We start from the raw sequence: 19,332 nt of genomic DNA, 5'->3' as shown, positions 1-19,332 counted from the left end.
ACCCCACCCCCGTACAACCGGTGACCCCGCACCCCACGGCCGTTCCGCACCCGCACCCCACGGCTGTTCCGCACCCGCACCCCACGGCCGTTCCGCACCCGCACCCCACGGCCGTTCCGCACCCGCACCCGCACCCCACCGGCGGCGTCGTGTCCCCCGCGGCCCGGCCCACCGCCCAGCCCACCACCCTGCCCACGGCGCGACCCACGGCCCGGCCCACCGCCCCCACCCCGCGCCCGTCCGGGACCACCCAACTCCCCGCCGACCAGTCCGAGTCCAGCGCCGCCCGCCACACCGCACCCCGGCCGCGCATCGTCACCCGCGCCGGATGGGGCGCCAACGAGAAGATCCGCGAGAGCGGCCACGTCTACAGCAAGACCGTCAAAGTCGCCTTCATCCACCACACCGTGACGGGCAACAGCTACACCTGCGCCCAAGTCCCCTCCGTTTTGCGCAGTATCTACCGCTACCACGTCCAGAGCATGGGCTGGCGCGACTACGGCTACAACTTCACCATCGACAAGTGCGGAAAGATCTACGAAGGCCGCTCAGGGGGCGTCACCAAAGCCGTACTCGGGGCGCACACCCTCGGGTTCAACCAGAACAGCATGGGCGTCGCCGTCCTCGGCACGTACTCCGCCAAGAAGCCCTCCGCCAAGGCCGTCAAGGCCGTCGCCAAGCTCACCGCGTGGAAACTCGGCCTCTTCAACCGGAATCCACGCGGCACCACCCATCTGGTGTCCGGCGGCGGCAACAAGTACAAGAAGGGCGCCAACGTGAGGCTGCGCGTCATCTCCGGACACCGCGACGGCTTCGCGACCGAGTGCCCCGGGAAGCGCCTCTACAGCAAGCTCAGCTCCGTACGCAGCACAGCCGCCCGGCTCCAGGGGCGCTGACCAGGCGCGGTCCGGGCTTCTGCATACACTGGCCAGCCGACCGGTGAGCCCCAGCAGGAAGCAGAGACTACGTGACCAAAGCGCCAGCAACGCCAGAAGCGATCCTCCTGGTCGGCGGCAAGGGAACGCGACTGCGCCCCATGACGGTGCACACTCCCAAGCCGATGGTCCCGGCGGCCGGCGTTCCCTTCCTGACCCACCAACTCGCCCGCGCCCGCGCCGCCGGGGTCGAGCACATCGTGCTCGCCACCTCCTACCTGGCCGAGGTCTTCGAACCGTACTTCGGCGACGGCTCCTCCCTCGGCCTGCACCTGGAGTACGTGACCGAGGAGGAGCCGCTCGGCACCGGCGGCGCCATCCGCAACGTCGCCTCCCGGCTGCGCTCGGGCCCCGACGACCCGGTGCTCATCTTCAACGGCGACATCCTCACCGGCCTCGACATCCGCGCCCTCGTCGACACCCACTGCCGGACGGGCGCCGACGTCTCCCTCCACCTCACCCGGGTCACCGACCCCCGCGCGTACGGCCTCGTGCCCACCGACGAGCAGGGCCGGGTCACCGCCTTCCTGGAGAAGCCGCAGACCCCCGAGGAGATCGTCACCGACCAGATCAACGCGGGCGCGTACGTCTTCAACCGTTCCGTGATCGACGCCATACCGGCCGACCGGCCCGTCTCCGTCGAACGTGAGACCTTCCCCGGTCTCCTCGCCGCGGGCGCCCACCTCCAGGGCATGGTCGACTCCACGTACTGGCTCGACCTCGGCACCCCGCAGGCCTTCGTCCGCGGCTCCGCCGACCTGGTCCTCGGCCGCGCCCCCTCCCCGGCCGTCCCGGGCCGCTGCGGCGACCGCCTCGTCCTGGAATCCGCCACCGTCGCGGGCGACGCGAAGCTGACCGGCGGCACGGTCATCGGCCCGCAGGCCCACGTGGGCGCGGGCGCGCGCATCGACGGCAGCACGGTGCTGGAGGGGGCCGTGGTCGAAGAGGGCGCCGAGGTCCGCGACTCCCTGATCGGCGCGGGAGCCCGCGTCGGCGCCCGTACGGTCCTGCACGGCGCGGTCATCGGTGACGGCGCCCTGGTGGGCCCGGACAACGAACTCCGCGACGGGGCGCGGGTGTGGTGCGACGTGGACATCCCGGCGGGCGCGGTGCGGTTCTCTTCCGACCAGTAGCCGCTTTGCGCGGGTGCGGGTGCGGGTGCGGGTGCGGGGGCTCCGGCGTCGCCCCCTGACGGTGGCCGTCCCCGCCGTTGCCGACCGCGGTTACATCTCCCGGAAGTCCCGTACCGCGAAGCGCGGTGCGCGCCGGGGCATCGCCGCCCGGCCCGACAGCAGGATCAGCCGGGCCGCACGGTGCCGCTGCCCGGCGTAGGGCGCGAGGAGTTCCAGCATCGCCGCGTCGTCCGTACCGCGTTCACCCGTGAGCGCGTAGCCGACCATACGGGGCAGGTGCAGATCCCCGACCGTGATCGCGTCCGGGGTGCCGTTGCTGCGCTGCAGGGTCTCCGCCGCCGTCCAGGGGCCGATGCCCGGGATCAGCTGCAGCCGCTGTGAGGCGTCGTCGAGATCCATGGCCGCGGCCTCCTCCAGCCGCCGGGCGACCCGTACGGCCCGCAGGATCGTCGCAGAGCGTTTGCCGTCCACCCCCGCCCGGTGCCACTCCCACGACGGGATCAGCGCCCAGGTCCGCGGATCGGGCATCACCCGCATGCGCTCCATGGGCCCCGGCGCGGGCTCCCCGTGCCGCTGCAGCAGCATCCGCCAGGCCCGGTACGCCTCGTCGCTGGTGACCTTCTGCTCCAGAATCGAGGGGATCAGCGACTCCAGCACCAGCCCGGTCCGGATCAGCCGCAGCCCGGGGTTCCGCCGGTGCGCCTCGTGGACGAGCCGGTGCCGTGGGGTGAACGCGGACGGATCGTCGTCGGCGCCGAGCAGCCCGGGCAGGTGGTCGAGCAGCCACTCGGCCCCCGGCCCCCAGGCCTGGGCCTCGACTCCCTTGCCGTCCCGCGCGATCCGCACGGTCCCGGGCCCGGCCGGGGTCCGGCTGGCCCGCCAGAAGGCCCCGTCCGCGTCGACCCGAAACGCAGGATCCCCCGGCCCGCGCTGCAGCACACCGAGGTTCCGCGCGAGGTCGTACGCGCAGGAAGGCACCCACACACGACGTCCCACCACGCCGCCACCCTAAGCCCAACGCGGAAGCCCACGGCCGAGCAGGCCGGTGCCGGATCGTGGCCCGTGGCCGGTCGGGTTTCGCTGCCGGGCGCGGGGGCGCTGAGGCCCCGCTTCCGGCACCCACCACCCACCCCAGCACCCCCCACGCACCCCCCACCCCGCAAACGCACCCGCACAACCCCCACACCGGCGCGCACCCCCACCCCGCGCGCCCTAGCGCTCGCAACCCGCAGCGCTACCGCACCGCCACAAACCCCTCCACGCCCCGCTCCGGACGCGCCGCAGGCGCCACCGCCGCGTGGCCCACGGCGACCGCGCCCATCGGGTCCCAGTCCTCCGGCAGGTCCAGCACCTCCCGCACCACCGGTCGGCAGAACATCGTCGACGACACCCACGCCGACCCCAGCCGCTCGCCCGCCAGCGCGACCAGCAGGTTCTGCACCCCGGCTCCGGCCGCGACCACGAACATCTCCCGCTCCGCCGCGTTCCGCCGCGCGTCCGGGTACGTATGGGCGCCGTCCGCGACCAGGCACGGCACCACCAGATACGGCGCCTTGCGCAGCACGTCACCCCGCCGCACCCGCTTGGCGACGGACTCCTCCGAGAAGCCGTCACCCCGCAGGTCCGCGATCCACGCGTCCCGCATCGCGTCCAGCAGCCGCACCCGCGACTCCTCCGACTCCAGCAGCACGAACCGCCACGGCGTCGTGTGGTGCGGCGCGGGCGCGGTGACGGCGGCGGCCACGGCGCGCCGCACCGCCGCGCCGTCCACCGGCTCGTCGGTGAACTCGCGGACCGTACGGCGCAGGGTCACCGCTTCCCGCACGGCCTCCGAGGTGCCCAGCCGGAACATGTCGTCGGCGGCGCCGCGCACCAGCGGCCGCGCCCCCGCGTCGGGCTCATCCGGGCCGGGCTCATCCGTGCCGGACGCCCCAGCCGCCCCGGACGCGTCCAGGGACACCACATGCGGCAGCCCCCGCAGCACCGCCACCGGCAGCCCGTCCGCCTTGCCCTTGACCAGCTCCCCGGCGGCGGCCAGCTCATCGGCGGTGGCGACGACGGTGACGCTCAGCGCGTTGCCGTGCGCGTCGGTGCCGCCCCGCAGGTCGTCCAGGACGCGCACCCCGGCCGCGCCGATGGCGACGTCGGTGACCCCGGTGCGCCAGGGCCGCCCGAAGGTGTCGGTGACGATGACGCCGACGTCGACGCCGAGCGCGTCCCGCAGACCGGCGCGGATGGCGCGGGCGGACGCGTCGGGGTCCTCGGGGAGCAACAGGATGGTGCCAGCGGGGGTGTTGGAGGCGTCGACTCCGGCCGCGGCCATGACCAGGCCCTGCCGGGTTTCGACGATCCGGGTGCGCCCGCGCCGGGCGACGACCCGCACGGTCTCGGCGTCTATGGCGGCCTCGCGGTCGTCGCCCGCGACGACGCGCCCCTCCGCCTTGCTGACGATCTTCGAGGTGATGAGCAGGACGTCACCGTGCGCGAGCCCCGGCAGGGAGCCCGCGGTCGCGGCGTCGGCGATGAGCTTGGCGAGGTCGTCGCCGGGCCGCACCTCGGGCAGCCCGGGGACGGCCCAGACCTGGTACGAGGGGACGTCCCGCGCGAGCGACGGGCTCATGCCCGTACCTCCTCGGCCAGCGCCAGCGCCTCCGCGGCCATGCGCGCGGTGGCCTCGGTGTCGCTCATCATGAGCGGGAGGGCCCGGCAGCGGATCCCGGCGGCCTCGACCTCGTCGACCGCCCCGGCGTCCACGGTGTCCACGAGCCAGCCGTCCAGCAGCCCGGAGCCGTAGTGCTTGGCGACGGCCGCGGCGGTGGACTCGACGCCGACGGCGGCGAGCACCTTGTCGGCCATGCCGCGCACGGGCGCGTCGCCGACGATGGGGGAGAGGCCGACGACGGGCACCCCGGCCTCGGCGATGGCCTCGCGCACTCCGGGGACGGCCAGGATGGTGCCGACGCTGACGACGGGGTTGGACGGCGGGAAGATGACGACGTCGGAGTCGGCGATGGCCTCCAGCACGCCGGGCGCGGGCTTGGCCTGGTCGGCGCCGACGGGGACCACGGCGTGGGCGGGCACGGAGGCGCGCATCCGGACCCAGTACTCCTGGAAGTGGACGGCCTTGCGGCCCTCGCCATCAGGGTCATCGATGAGGACGTGCGTCTCGACGCGGTCGTCCGTCATCGGCAGCAGCCGCACCCCCGGCCGCCACCGCGCGCACAGCGCCTCGGTGACGGCGCTGAGCGGGTAACCGGCGCTCATCATCTGCGTACGGACGATGTGCGTGGCGAAGTCCCGGTCGCCGAGGCCGAACCACTCGGGCCCCACGCCGTACGCCGCCAGCTCCTCCTTGACGGCGAAGGTCTCCTCGGCCCGGCCCCAGCCCTGCTCCTCGTGGATGCCACCGCCGAGGGTGTACATCACGGTGTCGAGGTCGGGGCAGACCTTGAGGCCGAAGAGATGGATGTCATCGCCGGTGTTGCCGATGACGGTGATGTCGGCGTCGGGAACCGCCGACATCAGACCACGGAGGAAACGGGCGCCGCCGATGCCGCCTGCCAGAACCACAATGCGCATGGGGGACAGTCTGTCAGCCGAAGGCTGATCCGTTGAGGGTGGTGGTGGGTGACGGGAGGGTCTTGCAGTCGGCTCCGGCATGGGAACCGTGCGGGGCGTGCTCAGCGCAGGACGTCGAGGGGGCCGGGGGCGGCCGCACCGGCAGCCGGGGCGGGGTGCGGCGGCATCTCGGTGAGGCCGGGGAAGTAGATGTGCAGGCTGACGGCTGGTTCGAGCGCGTCGTTGACGACGTCGTGCACGTATCCGGGTGCGAAGACGCGCTGCGCGCCCGCGCGCAGCGTATGCCGTGCGCCGCCGTCCGCTCCCACACGCTCCGTCAACTCGCCCTGGAGCATGGTGAGTACGCCGGAGGAGCGCCCGTGGTCATGGGCTCCGCTGCCCTGGCCGGGCACCCAGCTGAGCAGCCAGACCTCATAGCCGGGGCCGGTGCGCAGCCGGTGGTACCAGCGGGTGGTGGCGTCGTACCGGACGAGGGGCGCCCAGCTGTCGCGGTCGGCGGCGATGTCGCGGGCCAGCCCGGCGAAGCCGGAGACGGTGGTGGGGTGCGCGGGTACGGGCGGCAGCAGATGCGGGATGGCGAGCGGGTCACCGGCGATCTGGACGTCGCTGTTCATGTGGGGGTTCCTCGGCGGGAAGCGCGGCGGTGCGCGAAGCGGAGCTGTGCGGCAGAGCTGTGCGGGGTGACGCAGGGAGACGCGGAAGAGTCGCGAGGGGAGAAAGCTGGAGCTCAGAAGGGCATCAACAGCTGGAACAGCGACAGCGAGCCTGCACAGCGCAGCGGAACCCGTGGGTACGGGTCGACTGGGGCGCGTGGGTCACTGACATGGGGTCTAGGACAGCGGGTCCTCGCCCTCCTGTCAACTTGATCTCCGGCCCGGCAGTAATCGTTCACCTCATCCGGTTGATGTGGAGGCAGAAAGGTTTGTCCCCGCGTTAGCCGGAGAGGTGCCGCAGCACCCGACCCTGTGTGCAACGGGAACGGCGTTCACGGCGTCCTCCACCGTGAGGCGAGAGGAGGAGTCAGGGACATGCACGGGAAACGTGTCGCGTTTAGGCCGATTTGAACACTTTCCGCGCAGCCTTGGTTCCGCAGAGTGAATAAGAGGCCCAATAGCAGATCTCGGCTTGACTGGCCCGGATCGGCGCACTTGTAATTTCACACGTGTCGTTCTGCCGGTTTGACCCACGGCACCAGGGCACACGGGGACGGCACCGGGGACGCAAAAACAGACGAGGGGCGCACATGACCGAGTTGTTCCAGCAACTGCTGGTCGAAGAGGCGGACGAGGAGCTCGGTTGGCAGGAGCGCGCGCTGTGCGCCCAGACCGATCCCGAATCGTTCTTCCCGGAAAAGGGCGGATCCACGCGAGAGGCGAAGAAGGTCTGCCTGGCCTGCGAGGTCCGTTCCGAATGCCTCGAGTACGCCCTCGCCAACGACGAACGCTTCGGCATCTGGGGCGGCCTCTCCGAGCGGGAGCGCCGCAGGCTGAAGAAGGCAGCGGTCTGACCACATCCGCACAGCTCACGGCGGAGTAGACAGCGGCGTACACGGTCCGCCCCCGGTTTCCAGCCGACGGGAGGCGGACCGCCTGCGTACGCAGCCGTTAGTGTGGGGGCCCGTCCGAGGCGCGCCAACGTCCCCCTGGGGCGGGCTCGTCCACCGCAGTCCAGCGAACCGGGGCCCGTACCTCGATGTCCGTGCACAGCCACTCGGCGGCCCCTCACCCGGCCGCCTCCGCCGGATTTGCCGCCGCGCAACCGGCACCTGAGTTCCCGCGCCATGTCGTCACCGCCGTGCTCGTCTCCCACGACGGTGCCCGCTGGCTGCCCGACGCGCTGTCCGGTCTGCTCGGGCAGGAGCGTCCCGTGCAGAGCGTCGTCGCCGCCGACACCGGCAGCGCCGACGAATCCGCCCGGCTGCTGACCGAAGCCCTCGGCGAGGACCGGGTCCTGCACCTGGCGCGCCGCAGCGGCTTCGGCACGGCCGTCGCCGAGGCCGTCCGCGGCGCCCCGGTGCTGAGCCCCGAGGAGCTGCCGTACCTCAAGCGCCCCAGCGGCTGGGACCCCGTCAACCGCACCTGGCGTGACGACGCGTACGACATGCCGGAGCTGCCGCACGGCGAGCCCATCCAGTGGCTGTGGCTGCTGCACGACGACTGCGCGCCCGCGCCGGACGCGCTCCATGAGCTGCTGCGGGTCGCCGACGGCGAGCTGCTGGCCAACCGCGAGGCCGCGATCATCGGCCCCAAGCTGCGCGGCTGGTACGACCGTAAGCAGCTGCTCGAAGTGGGCGTCAGCATCGCCCGCAGCGGCCGCCGCTGGACCGGTCTGGAGCGGCGCGAACAGGACCAGGGCCAGCACGACCAGGTGCGGCCGGTGCTGTCGGTCTCCAGCGCGGGCATGCTGGTGCGCCGCGACGTATGGGAGCAGCTGGGCGGCTTCGACCCCCGGCTGCCGCTGATGCGGGACGACGTCGACCTGTGCTGGCGCGCCCACGCCGCCGGGCACAGCGTGCTGATCGCGCCGGACGCCTCCCTGCGGCACGCCGAGGCGTCCGCGCGCGAGCGGCGCCCCATCGACTGCGTCGGCCGATCGGTCGCCAGCCCGCACCGCGTCGACAAGGCCGGTGCGGTCTACACGCTGCTGGTCAACACCCGGGGCGCGCTGCTGCCCTATGTGATGCTGCGGGTCGTCCTCGGCACCCTGCTGCGCACCCTCGCCTATCTGGTGGGCAAGGTGCCCGGCCAGGCGCTGGACGAGGTCACGGGCCTGTCCGGCACGCTGCTGCGGCCCGGCCGGATCAGCGCCGCGCGCAAACGGCGCGGCCGCCCGGCGACCGAGCCGAGCGAGCTGCGGCCGCTCTTCCCGCCGTCCGGTGCGACCGTGCGGGCGACGGCCGAGCAGATCGCCAGCAACATCGGCGGACGGTCGGAGCCCGAGCTGTCCTCGGGCGGCCGGCACGGCGCCGTCGAGTCCGGGCCGGGCGACGACGACGCCGACTTCCTGGAGATCGAGCAGTTCGCGCGGGTCAAGCGGATCGCGCGCAAACCGGGCCCGATGCTGTTCGCCGTGTTGCTGCTGGTCTCGCTGGTCGCCTGCCGTGAGCTGCTGGGCACCGGCGCGCTCGCGGGCGGCGATCTGCTGCCCGCCCCCGGCCATGTCTCCGACCTGTGGGCGAGCTACGTCGACGGCTGGCATCCGGTCGGCACCGGCGGCACCCAGAGCGCGCCGCCGTATCTCGCCGCCCTCGCGGCGCTCGCCACGGTCTTCCTGGGCAGCACCGGATTCACCCTGACCCTGCTGCTGGTCTGCTCGGTGCCGCTGGCCGGGTTCATCGCGTACTTCGCCTCCCGGCCGCTCGTCGAGTCCCGGCTGCTGCGCGCGTGGGGGAGCGTCGCGTACGCCTTCCTCCCGGCCGCGACCGGCGCGCTCGCGGGCGGGCGGCTGGGCACCGCCGTCCTGGCCGTCCTGCTGCCGCTGATGGCGCGGGCGGCGGCCGCCGCGGGCGGCTTCCGGGCGGGCGGCGCGAAGGGCAGGCTGCCGAGCTGGCGCGCGGCGTGGGCGTACGCCCTGCTGCTGACGTTCACCATGGCCTTCACGCCGGTCGTCTGGCCGATCGCGCTGCTGCTGTCCGCCGGTGTGCTGATCCTGCGGCAGCGGCAGGGCGAGCCGCTGGTGGCGTACGGGCTGCGCTTCCTGGCCGTCGTCCTCACCCCGCTGCTGGTGCTCGCCCCCTGGTCGGTCGATCTGCTCACCGACCCGGTCCGCTTCCTGAAGGAGGCCGGGCTCGACAGCGGCAGCGGCTCCGCGTCCGCGCTGGACCTGCTCGCGCTGAGCCCCGGCGGCCCCAAGGGCGGCGGCACGCTGCTGCTGATCGGCTTCGTCCTGGCCGCGCTCGCCGCCCTGATGCGCGGCGAACGGCAGTTGACGGTCCGTACGGCGTGGGCCGTGGCCCTCACCGGGTTCCTCTTCGCGGCGCTCAGCAACGGGTCCGCCTGGGCCGGGCCCGCGACCCTGGTCTACGGGCTGGCGCTGCTGACCGCCGCCGTGGTCGGCGCCGAGGGCGCCCGGGAGCGCGTGGCGGCGCAGAGCTTCGGCTGGCGCCAGCCGGTCGCGCTGATCATCGCCCTCGCCTCGGCCGCCGCCCCGCTGTACGCCGCGGCCGTCTGGATGATCAGCGGCGCGGACGGCCCGGTGACACGCCGCGAACCCTCCCAGGTCCCGGCGTTCGTGGCGGCCGAGAGCGCCACCAAGGACCAGGCCCGCACCCTGGTGCTCACCGGCGGCGACGCCCGCACCGACTACGCCCTGGTGCGCGGCTCCGGCGCCCGGCTCGGCGATGGCGAACTCGCCGCGGCGGGCGGTGCCGACACCCGCCTCGACGACGTCGTGGCCCATCTGGTCGCGGGCTCCGGCGCCGACCAGACCTCCCGGCTGGGCGCCTACGCGGTGCGCTATGTGTACGCACAGCAGGGCGCCTCGCACGACATGACGCGCGTGCTCAACGCGACGCCCGGCCTCACCCAGCTCAGCAGGGACGACGCGGGCACCCTGTGGCGGCTCGACCAGCGGGTCTCACGGGTCTCCATCGTCCCGCCCGACTCCCAGGGGAGCGGCGCGGCGGGTTCGTCGGCCGCGCCGGTCCAGGTGGCGTCCGGTCCCGTCGAGGCGCACACCACCATCCCGGACGGTGCGGACGGGCGCGTGCTGCGGCTCGCCGACCGGGCCACCCCCGACTGGACGGCCACGCTCGACGGCAAGCCGCTGACGCCGAAGACGATCGACGGCTGGGCGCAGGGCTTCGAACTCCCGGCGGGCGGCGGGCGTCTCGACCTCACCTACGACACCCCGATCACGCACACCGCGTGGATCTGGGCACAGGGGCTCCTCGCGGTCGTCCTGCTGGTGCTCGCGCTGCCGGGCCGTCGCCGTCACGTGGACGACGACCTGCCGGAGGCGGAGGCCGCGGCGGCCGCCACCGCCATCACCGCCGAGGACCTGGCGGGTGACGGGCGCCGGGCACGGCGGTTGCGGGCCGCCGCGGAGGCACAGGCCGCACAGACGCAGGGCGCACAGACGCAGGCCGGGGACGCGCCGGACGTTCCGGCCGACGGTGGCGCGGCGGCGGATGTGCCTCCGCCGCCCGCACCGCCCGCCGAGCCGCCGGTGTTCGTGCCGGAGCCGTTCATTCCGCCACAGCCGGACCAGCAGCCGCAACAGCCGTCGTACGGGGGGCAGTGGGACGCGCGGCAGCCGTACGCCGACGCCGCGTACGGGCAGCAGTACCCGGCCGACCAGTACCCCGGCGGCTATCCGTACCCGCAGGGCCAGTACCAGGACGCCCCGTACCAGGACGCCCCGTACACGGGCGGCCCGTACCCCGACCCGTACGCCGCCGACCCGTACGCCGCCGGTCAGCACGCCGCCGGTCAGTACGCCGACCCGTACGGCTACGACCAGCAGCAGCCCTACCCCGACGGCACGTACCCCGCCCAGGGCGACACGACGTACGGCGGCGCCGACCCCGAGGGCCGCCGCGACGGGAGCGATCAGCAGCGATGAACCGCACCACCCTGTCCCTGATCGGCGCGGCCACGGCACTGGCCGCCGTCACCGGCGTGGCGTCCCTCACCGGCGGCTCGTCGGACGACGCGGGCACGGCGGCCAAGGCCGCCAGCAGGCTGCCCGTCCAGCGCTCCACGCTGCTGTGCCCGGAACCCAGCTCCTCCGACGTGAGCAGTACGACGTACACCGCGTACACCCCCAAGCGGAGCGGCGGCGGTGCGGACGGCGGGAGCGGTACGGCCGGACTGCTGCCCGCGACAAGCAGCCCTGACGACGTATCGGAGGAGGACGACCCCCAGGGCGGCAAGGGCAAGGACAAACCCGTCCTGCCGCTCAAGCGCCCCGGCGCGCCGGTCACCACCGACACCGACAGCTCGGGCGCCCCGGCGCTCATCGGCACCGCCGACGGCCCCCTCGCGCCCGGCTGGACCGTCCAGCAGACCACCTCGATCGACGCGGGCAGCGGGCGCGGCCTCATGGGCACCGCGTGCACCGCCCCGGACACCGACTTCTGGTTCCAGGGCGCGTCCACCGGCAAGGACCGGCAGGACTTCGTCCATCTGACCAACCCGGACGACCGGGCGGCCGAGGTGGACCTGACGATGTACGGCTCGAACGGCAAGCTCAAGCCCACGAGCGACGAGTCGATCACGGTCCCGGGCCGGTCCACCGTGCCGGTGCTGCTCTCCACCCTCACCGATCAGCGGGCCACCGATATCTCCCTCCATGTGACGGCCCGCAGCGGACGGGTCGGCGCCGCCGTCCAGGCCGCCGACGAGAAGCGCGGCGGCGACTGGATCCCGGCCTCCGCCGTGCCCGCCACGAGCGTCGCGCTCCCCGGCATACCGGCCGACGCCACCTCGGCGCGCCTGGTGGTCTTCGCGCCCGGCGCCAATGACGCGGACCTCAAGGTGCGGCTGGCCGGGCCCACCAGTTCGATCACCCCGGCCGGGCATGAGTCCCTGCACGTCAAGAGCGGGATGACGTCGGCGATCGACCTCGGCGACGTCACCAAGGGCGAACCGGGCTCGCTGCTGCTCACCCCCGAGGGCGGCGAGGGCACGGCCACCCCGGTGGTCGCCGGGCTTCAGGTGACGCGCGGCAAGGGGAGCGACCAGGAGACGGCGTTCATCCCCGCAACCGGCGCCATCGAGCGCTCCGCCACCGCCGCCGACAACCGCACCAAGGGCTCCATCCTGTCCCTGGTCGCCCCGGGATCGAGCGCGAAGGTCCGCGTCACCGCCTCGGCGGGCACCGGGGGCGGCACCTCGGCCAGCCAGACGTACACGGTCAAGGGCGGTACGACGAAGACCGTCGCCCCGCCGAAGCCGTCCGGTGCCAAGGGCCAGTACGCGGTGACCGTGGAACGCCTCTCGGGCGGCCCGGTCCACGCCTCGCGCATGCTGTCGCTTCCGCAGGGCGACGTACCGGCCTTCACGATCCAGTCCCTCCCGGACGACCGGGGGACGGTGGAGGTCCCGCAGGCGACGCAGGACCTGTCCGTACTGAACCGCTAGGGATCTCGGCGGGGGAGGAGGCGGGGGCGGGGAAGCGGCCCCGCCCTGGCGCCCTACTCCTGCCCGTACCGAGGGTCCACCGACTCCGGCTCAAGACCCAGCAGCTCCGCCACCTGCTCGACCACGACCTCGTGCACCAGCAGGGCGCGCTCATCCCGGTTCTTCGTACGGATCTCCACCGGGCGCCGGTAGATCACGATCCGGTCAGGATCGTCACCGCGCGCCGCGATGAAGCGCCCGAGCGGCACGGACTCGCCGTCCCACCCGTCGGTGAAGCCGGAGCCGTGCGCCGGATGTCCGTCGAAGCCGTGCCCGGAGGGTCCGTCGGAGCCCCCGCCGACCCCGGTGACCGGCACCTCCAGCACCGAGAAGTCGACTCCCGACAGCTGGGGCCAGCGTCTCTCCAGCCGCTCCGCCGAGTCCTGCACAAGATCGATGAAGGACTCGGCGCGGCTGACCGACAGCGGTACCTGGGGCGGCGCGATCGGACCGCGCATACCCCGGCCGTGCCGATCGCGGCGCCGGGGACGCGGCTCGGGCTGGTCGGAGGGTACGGGCCTGGTCATCACTCACGAGGGTAGCCGTCACCCCGCCTCCGGCACGCGCTTACTGGACAGCCATGCCCAATGTCACTTAATGAACATTCCGGCCACGCTTACGCCCATAAACGGACGTCTCTTGGTTTACTTCCGTACCTCAGGATGACTCCTCTCGGTTCGACTGCTGACCGGAATCATCCTCGGCAGCTCTCGGCCATACCGATGTCCGCGCTGGTCAACAGGGAAGTGCACGTATCGGGTGCACGGGGCGAACCGGGACGACACGGCGGAGTGAGCTGGTGGAGAGTCGTCGCGGCCCGCTCAAGAGTGCGGTACCGTCCAACGTCGTGAGCCCTGTACGTCGCTGTTCGCGCACCGCCTGCGGCCGCCCCGCCGTCGCGACGCTGACGTACGTCTACGCGGACTCGACCGCGGTTCTCGGACCGCTGGCCACCTATGCCGAGCCGCACTGCTATGACCTGTGCTCGGAGCATTCGGAGCGGCTGACCGCCCCGCGCGGCTGGGAGGTCGTCCGGCTGGCCGTCGACACCGGTCCGCCCCGGCCGAGCAGTGATGATCTCGAAGCCCTCGCCAACGCTGTGCGCGAGGCGGCCCGCCCGCAGGAGCGCGCGGCCGGGGCGGCGAGTGGACCCGGAGCGTCCGGAGGCGGACAGAGCGGCCGCGAGGCCGATCCCCGGGAAGTCGCCCGGCGCGGTCATCTGCGCGTCCTGCGCTCACCGGAGTCCTGACCTTCCGGTCGTCGCGCCCGGCCCGGCTCGTCATCTTTCGGCTCGTCATTTTCCGCCCGTCGCACGGACAACTTCCGGCATCAGTCGATCACTTCACTCCGGGGCATTGACGCGAACTCATCGCGGACACGACCATTCCTGAACCCCGAGTCCTCCATTTCCGCATCACGGATGTGGACTTCCAGGATTCCCAGGAGGCCCGTGTGTTCGTGCAGCAACTGGAGCCCGTCGCCGATTCGCTGTCCCTCTCCGCCCTCGTCGCCACCCTCCCCCTTCTCACCGTCCTCGCCCTGCTCGGCGGGGTGCGGATGCGCGCCCACTACGCGGGGCCCATCGGCCTCGCCGTCGCCGTCCTCGTCGCCTGGCTCCCGTACGGGATGCCCCTCGGCCAGACCCTCTCCAGCGGCGCGCAGGGAGCGCTCTTCGGTCTCTTCCCCATCCTGTGGATCGTCGTCAACGCCCTGTGGGTGTACCGGATGACGGTCCGCACGAACCATTTCGACGTCCTGCGCCGCTCCTTCGGGAGGCTCTCCGACGACCCGCGCGTCCAAGCGCTCGTCATCGCCTTCTGCTTCGGCGCGTTGCTGGAGGCACTCGCCGGATTCGGCGCCCCGGTGGCCATTTGCGCGGTCATGCTCGTGGCGCTCGGCTTCGAGCCGGTGCGCGCCGCCGTTGTCGCGCTCGTCGCCAACACCGCACCCGTCGCGTTCGGCGCCATGGCCACCCCGGTGGTGACGCTCGCTCAGGTCACCGGGCTGCCGCTGGACTCCGTCGCCTCCGTCGTCGGACGGCAGACCCCGCTGCTCGCCCTCGTCGTCCCGCTGCTGCTGGTCACGCTGGTCGACGGGCGGCGGGGGCTGCGCGAGACCTGGGCCCCGGCGCTCGCCTGCGGAACCGCCTTCGCCGTCGCCCAGTTCGCCGTCTCCAACTTCCTCTCCGTCCAGCTCGCCGACATCGCCGCCGCGCTCATCGGCGCCGCCGCGCTCGTCGCCGTACCGTCCGCGCGGCGGCCCGCCGAGGAGCCGGTGCGCGCCGCCGTCCTCACCGGCGTACGCAGCGACGACCTGGACCACGAGGACCCGCGCCCCGAGGTGCTGCGCGCCTACGCCCCGTACGCGCTCATCGTCGCGATCTTCTCCATCGCCCAGATCGGCCCGGTCAAGGACCTGTTGGCCAAGGCCACCCGCACCATCGACTGGCCGTTCCTGGACGTCGCCGCGCCCGACGGGAAGCCGGTCGGCGGCAATCTCTTCGCGCTGCCCCTGGCCGCCACCGGCGGCACCCTCGTCCTGCTCGCGGGCATCGCCACCGCCGCCGTCCTGGGGGTCGCCGTGCGCGACGCCGTGGGGGAGTGGGCGACCACTGTGCGGGAGCTGCGGCACGCGATCCTGACGGTCACCTCGGTGCTCGCCCTCGCATACGTCATGAACCTCTCCGGACAGGCCGCCACCATCGGCCACTTCGTCGCCGCGGCCGGGGCCGGACTCGCCTTCCTCTCCCCGGTGCTCGGCTGGTTCGGCGTCGCCGTCTCCGGCTCGGACACCTCCGCCAACGCGCTCTTCGGCGCCCTCCAGGTCACCGCCGCCCGCGAGTCCGGGCTCTCACCGGACCTGCTCGCCGCCGCCAACAGCTCGGGCGGCGTCCTCGGCAAGATGATCTCGCCACAGAATCTCACCATCGCGTGCGCCGCGGTGGGCCTCCAGGGGCGTGAGGGGGACCTGTTGCGAAAGGTGCTGCCGTGGAGTCTGGGGCTGCTGCTGTTGATGTGCCTGATCGTCGTCGCGCAGTCGTCGTTCCTGCTCGGCTGGATGCTGCCGTGATCCGCCAGGTGACCGCGCCGCGCCAAGGCCCTCACAGCCGCGACCCGGCCCCGAGGGGTTGGGAGCTGCTGCCGGTTGACCGTACTTGGGTGTGTTGTGGTGTGGATGGGTGAGCATCGGTGGCCGCGCGAGGGGTCTTGCCGGGGAACGGAGGTTCTTGCCTCGAATGCGTGACCTTTGAGGGAGGTGCTCGTTGGGTGCGGTGATGGGAAATCTTCGGCCCGGGTACGGGGTAGCGGGGGTGGGCGGGTTGCGTGAGGTGGCGGCGCCGTTCGTGGTGCCCGGCCCGACCGGGGTGGCGATCCGTGGCAGTCTCAAGGGGCTGACCGGGCAGGACGAGAGGGTTCTGCGTCTGGTCGGTGGTCTACTGGGTTCCCTGGCCTCCCGGGACTTGAAGGCGCGCTGCGCGGCGGGGATGGATCATGACAGTTACCGGTGGGCGCTGCGCAAGCGGGCTTTGACCGGACAGTCCTCGTCACGCTGGGCGGGGAGTATCACCAAGGCCACGCATGATCAGTGGGCGCTGGCCCGGCGCGGTCAGCTCGCGTATATCAAGTCCCTTGAGGCCGGTGTCCGCACCATTGCTCGTCGGCTGTCGCTGCCGGTCGGGGCGAAGGGGTCCAAGCTGCTGCGTAACCGGCGCCACCTGGAAGCGGCTCGGCTGACCGAGGCGCAGTGGCGGGTGCGGTGGGAGGCTGGGCGCTGGTTCCTCCAGGCCGACGGCGAGTCCGGCAAGGGGCGGGGGAATGAGACCATCCGTGTCAGTCCGGACGGTGAGGTGAGTATCAAGCTTCCGGCGCCGCTGGTCGGGCTGGCGAACGCGCCCCACGGGCGGTATGTGCTGGCGTGCCGGGTCGGGTTCCGGTACCGGGGCGAGCAGTGGGCCGACCGCATCGCGGCCGACCGTGCTGTGGCGTATCGCATCCACTTCGACGTGGCCCGGGACCGCTGGTATCTGACGGCCTCCTGGCAGGTCCCGCCGGTCAGAACGGTGCCGCTGGAGGCTGTCCGGTCCGGTGGGCTGATCGGTGTGGACACCAACGCCGATCACCTGGCTGCCTGGTGCCTGGACACGCACGGCAACCCGGTCGGTGAACCGCGCAGGTTCGGCTACGACCTGTCCGGCCGTGCATCCCACCGGGATGCGCAGGTGCGGCACGCAATCATCCGCCTCCTGCACTGGGCCGCACGGCGCGGGGTGCCCCTCGCGATCGAGGATCTGGATTTCGCAGCGGAGAAGACTCGCGAGAAGCATGGGCGGCGGAAGCGGTTCCGCAAGCTGATCTCCGGCGTGCCCACCGCCAAGCTGCGGGCACGGCTGGTATCGATGGCCGCCGAGCTCGGCATCACCGTCGTCGCCGTCGATCCGGCCTACACCAGCCGCTGGGGCGCCCAGCACTGGCAGAAGCCTCTCGCCAGCGAGAACAGGAAGATCACTCGCCATCACGCGGCAGCGGTGGCGATCGGCAGGCGCGCCCTGGGGCACCCGGTCCGGCGACGGACGGCACCGCCCCTGCACGACCAGAGCGATCGTGCGGGGCATCGGACCGTCCAGGCCGCATCGGTGGCTCCGGGGCGTGAGGAAACCCGCCCCCGCGTTCCCGGACCACGGACACGATCCGTCGGCGCCGGTTGCGGAGCGAAAGCGGGCGACCGGGGTGCCCACAACCGTTCGGAGCACCCGGCTGAGCACGAGTCCTGGCACCAGGGCTCACCCCCGCTCAGTCACTTGGAACGGTAGGTTTTGAGATCCGTGGACACCGCTTGTCGATCCTGTCCGCGGAGACCTCCAAGAAGGACTTCGAGAAGGGGTTGGCTGTGCCCGACTTGTCGCAGATCGTGAAGGCGTACGACGTCCGCGGTGTGGTCCCGGACCAGTGGGACGAACCGCTCGCCGAGCTGTTCGGCGCCGCCTTCGCGCGGGTGACCGACGCGGGTGCCATCGTCGTCGGCCATGACATGCGCCCCTCCTCGCCGGGCCTGTCGCGCGCCTTCGCCCGCGGGGCCGCCACCCTCGGGGTGGACGTGACCGAGATCGGCCTCTGCTCGACCGACCAGCTCTACTTCGCCAGCGGCCATCTCGACCTGCCCGGCGCGATGTTCACGGCCAGCCACAACCCCGCCCAGTACAACGGCATCAAGATGTGCCGGGCCGGTGCCGCGCCCGTCGGCCAGGACACCGGCCTCGCCGACATCCGGGCCCTGGTGGAGGAGTGGGCGGAGACCGGCGCTCCCGAGCCCGCCGTCGACCCCGGCACCATCACCCAGCAGGACGTCTTGGTGGACTACGCCGCCCACCTGCGCTCCCTCGTGAACCTCACCGCCATCCGGCCGCTGAAGGTCGTCGTGGACGCGGGCAACGGCATGGGCGGCCACACCGTCCCCACCGTCTTCGAGGGGCTCCCGCTGGAGCTGGACGCCCTCTACTTCGAGCTGGACGGCACCTTCCCGAACCACGAGGCCAACCCGCTCGACCCCAAGAACATCGTCGACCTCCAGGCCCGCGTCCGTGAGACCGGCGCCGACCTCGGCCTCGCCTTCGACGGCGACGCCGACCGCTGCTTCGTCGTCGACGAGCGCGGTGAACCGGTGGCCCCCTCCGCGATCACCGCCCTGGTCGCCGCCCGCGAACTGGCCAAGCACCCGGGCGGGACGATCATCCACAACTGCATCACCTCCTGGTCCGTCCCCGAGGTCGTCAAGGAAAACGGCGGCACCCCCATCCGCACCCGCGTCGGCCACTCCTTCATCAAGGCCGAGATGGCCCGCACCGGCGCCATCTTCGGCGGCGAGCACTCCGCGCACTACTACTTCCGCGACTTCTGGAACGCCGACACCGGCATGCTCGCCGCCCTCCACGTCCTGGCCGCCCTCGGCGGCGGGCAGGAGCCCCTGTCGCAGCTCGTCGAGCAGTACGACCGCTACGCCGCCTCCGGCGAGATCAACAGCACCGTCGCCGACCAGACCGGCCGCATGGAGGCCGTCAAGGCCGCGTACGAGGGCCGCAAGGACGAGGGCATCGAACTGGACGAGCTGGACGGCCTGACGGTCACCAGCGCCGACTGGTGGTTCAACCTCCGCCCCTCCAACACCGAACCCCTCCTCCGCCTGAACGTGGAAGCCCGCACCCCCGAAACCGCGGACCACATCCGAGACGAGGTCCTGGCCAAGGTCCGCGCCTGACCCCACCCCCGGCCAGCCGGGACGGACGCCCCACCCCCGAGGCCCTCCGGCCCACGGGACCCGAGGCGCGGCCCCGGCCCCGGTCGGCACATCCCAGCCCCTCCCGGGGTGAGGACCGGGGCGGGGGGGGTGGAGACGCCCCACTCCAGCGCCTCCGGCGTGTGAGGAGCGGGGTGCGGGGGCGGAGGTGCCCCACTCCAGTGCCTCCGGCGTGTGAGGAGCGGGGTGCGGGGGCGGAGGTGCCCCACTCCAGTGCCTCCGGCGTGTGAGGAGCCGGGTCCTGGGGCGGAGATGCCCCATCCCAGCCCCTCC

14 protein-coding genes are annotated in these 19,332 nt (G+C 72.8%); 9 read left to right on the top strand and 5 right to left on the bottom strand.

Features of this window, described 5'->3' with window-relative positions; all coding sequences use genetic code 11:
- The coding region (locus tag ACZ6CL_RS41240; RefSeq protein WP_468946294.1) for a peptidoglycan recognition protein family protein at positions 1–896 on the top strand (896 nt) is incomplete at its 5' end.
- Between the two features lie 71 nt (positions 897–967).
- Positions 968–2,068, top strand: coding sequence for a mannose-1-phosphate guanylyltransferase (manB, locus tag ACZ6CL_RS41235; RefSeq protein WP_468946291.1), 1,101 nt, complete (start codon positions 968–970; stop codon positions 2,066–2,068).
- A 90-nt stretch (positions 2,069–2,158) separates the two neighbouring features.
- On the opposite strand, the gene ACZ6CL_RS41230 is transcribed toward manB, so the two are convergent.
- The 4 genes from ACZ6CL_RS41230 to ACZ6CL_RS41215 all read right to left on the bottom strand — a co-directional run bounded on the left by ACZ6CL_RS41230 (position 2,159) and on the right by ACZ6CL_RS41215 (position 6,261).
- Complete coding sequence (locus tag ACZ6CL_RS41230; protein ID WP_468946290.1) at positions 2,159–3,067, bottom strand: DNA-3-methyladenine glycosylase family protein; 909 nt, start codon at positions 3,065–3,067, stop codon at positions 2,159–2,161.
- A gap of 235 nt (positions 3,068–3,302) precedes the next feature.
- Positions 3,303–4,688 carry a coenzyme F420-0:L-glutamate ligase gene (locus ACZ6CL_RS41225; protein WP_468946289.1) on the bottom strand — a complete coding sequence of 462 codons (1,386 nt, stop codon included), beginning with the start codon at positions 4,686–4,688 and terminating at the stop codon, positions 3,303–3,305.
- Positions 4,685–5,647, bottom strand: a complete 963-nt coding sequence (gene cofD / locus ACZ6CL_RS41220) for a 2-phospho-L-lactate transferase (protein WP_468946287.1) — start codon at positions 5,645–5,647, stop codon at positions 4,685–4,687. The genes ACZ6CL_RS41225 and cofD overlap by 4 nt, the downstream gene beginning before the upstream one ends.
- A 101-nt stretch (positions 5,648–5,748) precedes the next feature.
- The gene (locus tag ACZ6CL_RS41215; RefSeq protein ID WP_468946284.1) at positions 5,749–6,261 is read right to left on the bottom strand and encodes a cysteine dioxygenase; all 513 of its coding nucleotides are present in this window, start codon (positions 6,259–6,261) and stop codon (positions 5,749–5,751) included.
- Positions 6,262–6,890: 629 nt separating this feature from the next.
- Between ACZ6CL_RS41215 and ACZ6CL_RS41210 the strand changes: the two genes are divergently transcribed.
- The 3 genes from ACZ6CL_RS41210 (at position 6,891) to ACZ6CL_RS41200 (ending at position 12,729) form a co-directional block, all read left to right on the top strand.
- Positions 6,891–7,154 carry a WhiB family transcriptional regulator gene (locus ACZ6CL_RS41210; RefSeq protein ID WP_004952403.1) on the top strand — a complete coding sequence of 88 codons (264 nt, stop codon included), beginning with the start codon at positions 6,891–6,893 and terminating at the stop codon, positions 7,152–7,154.
- Positions 7,155–7,339: 185 nt separating this feature from the next.
- Positions 7,340–11,209: a glycosyltransferase gene (locus tag ACZ6CL_RS41205; protein WP_468946280.1), complete on the top strand. Its 3,870-nt coding sequence runs from the start codon at positions 7,340–7,342 to the stop codon at positions 11,207–11,209.
- Positions 11,206–12,729 (top strand): DUF5719 family protein, encoded by a 1,524-nt coding sequence (locus ACZ6CL_RS41200; RefSeq protein WP_468946278.1) that lies wholly within the window; start codon positions 11,206–11,208, stop codon positions 12,727–12,729. The genes ACZ6CL_RS41205 and ACZ6CL_RS41200 overlap by 4 nt, the downstream gene beginning before the upstream one ends.
- Before the next feature lie 53 nt (positions 12,730–12,782).
- Here ACZ6CL_RS41200 and ACZ6CL_RS41195 read toward each other — a convergent pair whose 3' ends face one another.
- Positions 12,783–13,226 (bottom strand): metallopeptidase family protein, encoded by a 444-nt coding sequence (locus ACZ6CL_RS41195; RefSeq protein WP_468946298.1) that lies wholly within the window; start codon positions 13,224–13,226, stop codon positions 12,783–12,785.
- Between the two features lie 341 nt (positions 13,227–13,567).
- Between ACZ6CL_RS41195 and ACZ6CL_RS41190 the strand changes: the two genes are divergently transcribed.
- From ACZ6CL_RS41190 to ACZ6CL_RS41175, 4 genes are all read left to right on the top strand, one after another.
- A complete protein-coding gene (locus ACZ6CL_RS41190; RefSeq protein ID WP_468946275.1) occupies positions 13,568–14,017 on the top strand; it encodes a DUF3499 domain-containing protein in 450 nt (149 codons plus the stop codon).
- A gap of 203 nt (positions 14,018–14,220) precedes the next feature.
- The gene (locus tag ACZ6CL_RS41185; RefSeq protein ID WP_468946273.1) at positions 14,221–15,837 is read left to right on the top strand and encodes an L-lactate permease; all 1,617 of its coding nucleotides are present in this window, start codon (positions 14,221–14,223) and stop codon (positions 15,835–15,837) included.
- Positions 15,838–16,078: 241 nt separating this feature from the next.
- Positions 16,079–17,578 carry a nuclease/transposase family protein gene (locus tag ACZ6CL_RS41180; RefSeq protein ID WP_468946271.1) on the top strand — a complete coding sequence of 500 codons (1,500 nt, stop codon included), beginning with the start codon at positions 16,079–16,081 and terminating at the stop codon, positions 17,576–17,578.
- Positions 17,579–17,655: 77 nt separating this feature from the next.
- Entirely contained in the window at positions 17,656–19,020 is a 1,365-nt protein-coding gene (locus ACZ6CL_RS41175) for a phosphomannomutase/phosphoglucomutase (RefSeq protein ID WP_468946296.1), read from the top strand.
- Positions 19,021–19,332: the final 312 nt, after the last annotated feature.

It is taken from the genome of Streptomyces sp. NPDC041200, assembly GCF_055591805.1.
The sequence above is the reverse complement of the archived record's forward strand: the minus strand, read 5'-3'. Positions and strand labels throughout refer to the sequence as shown.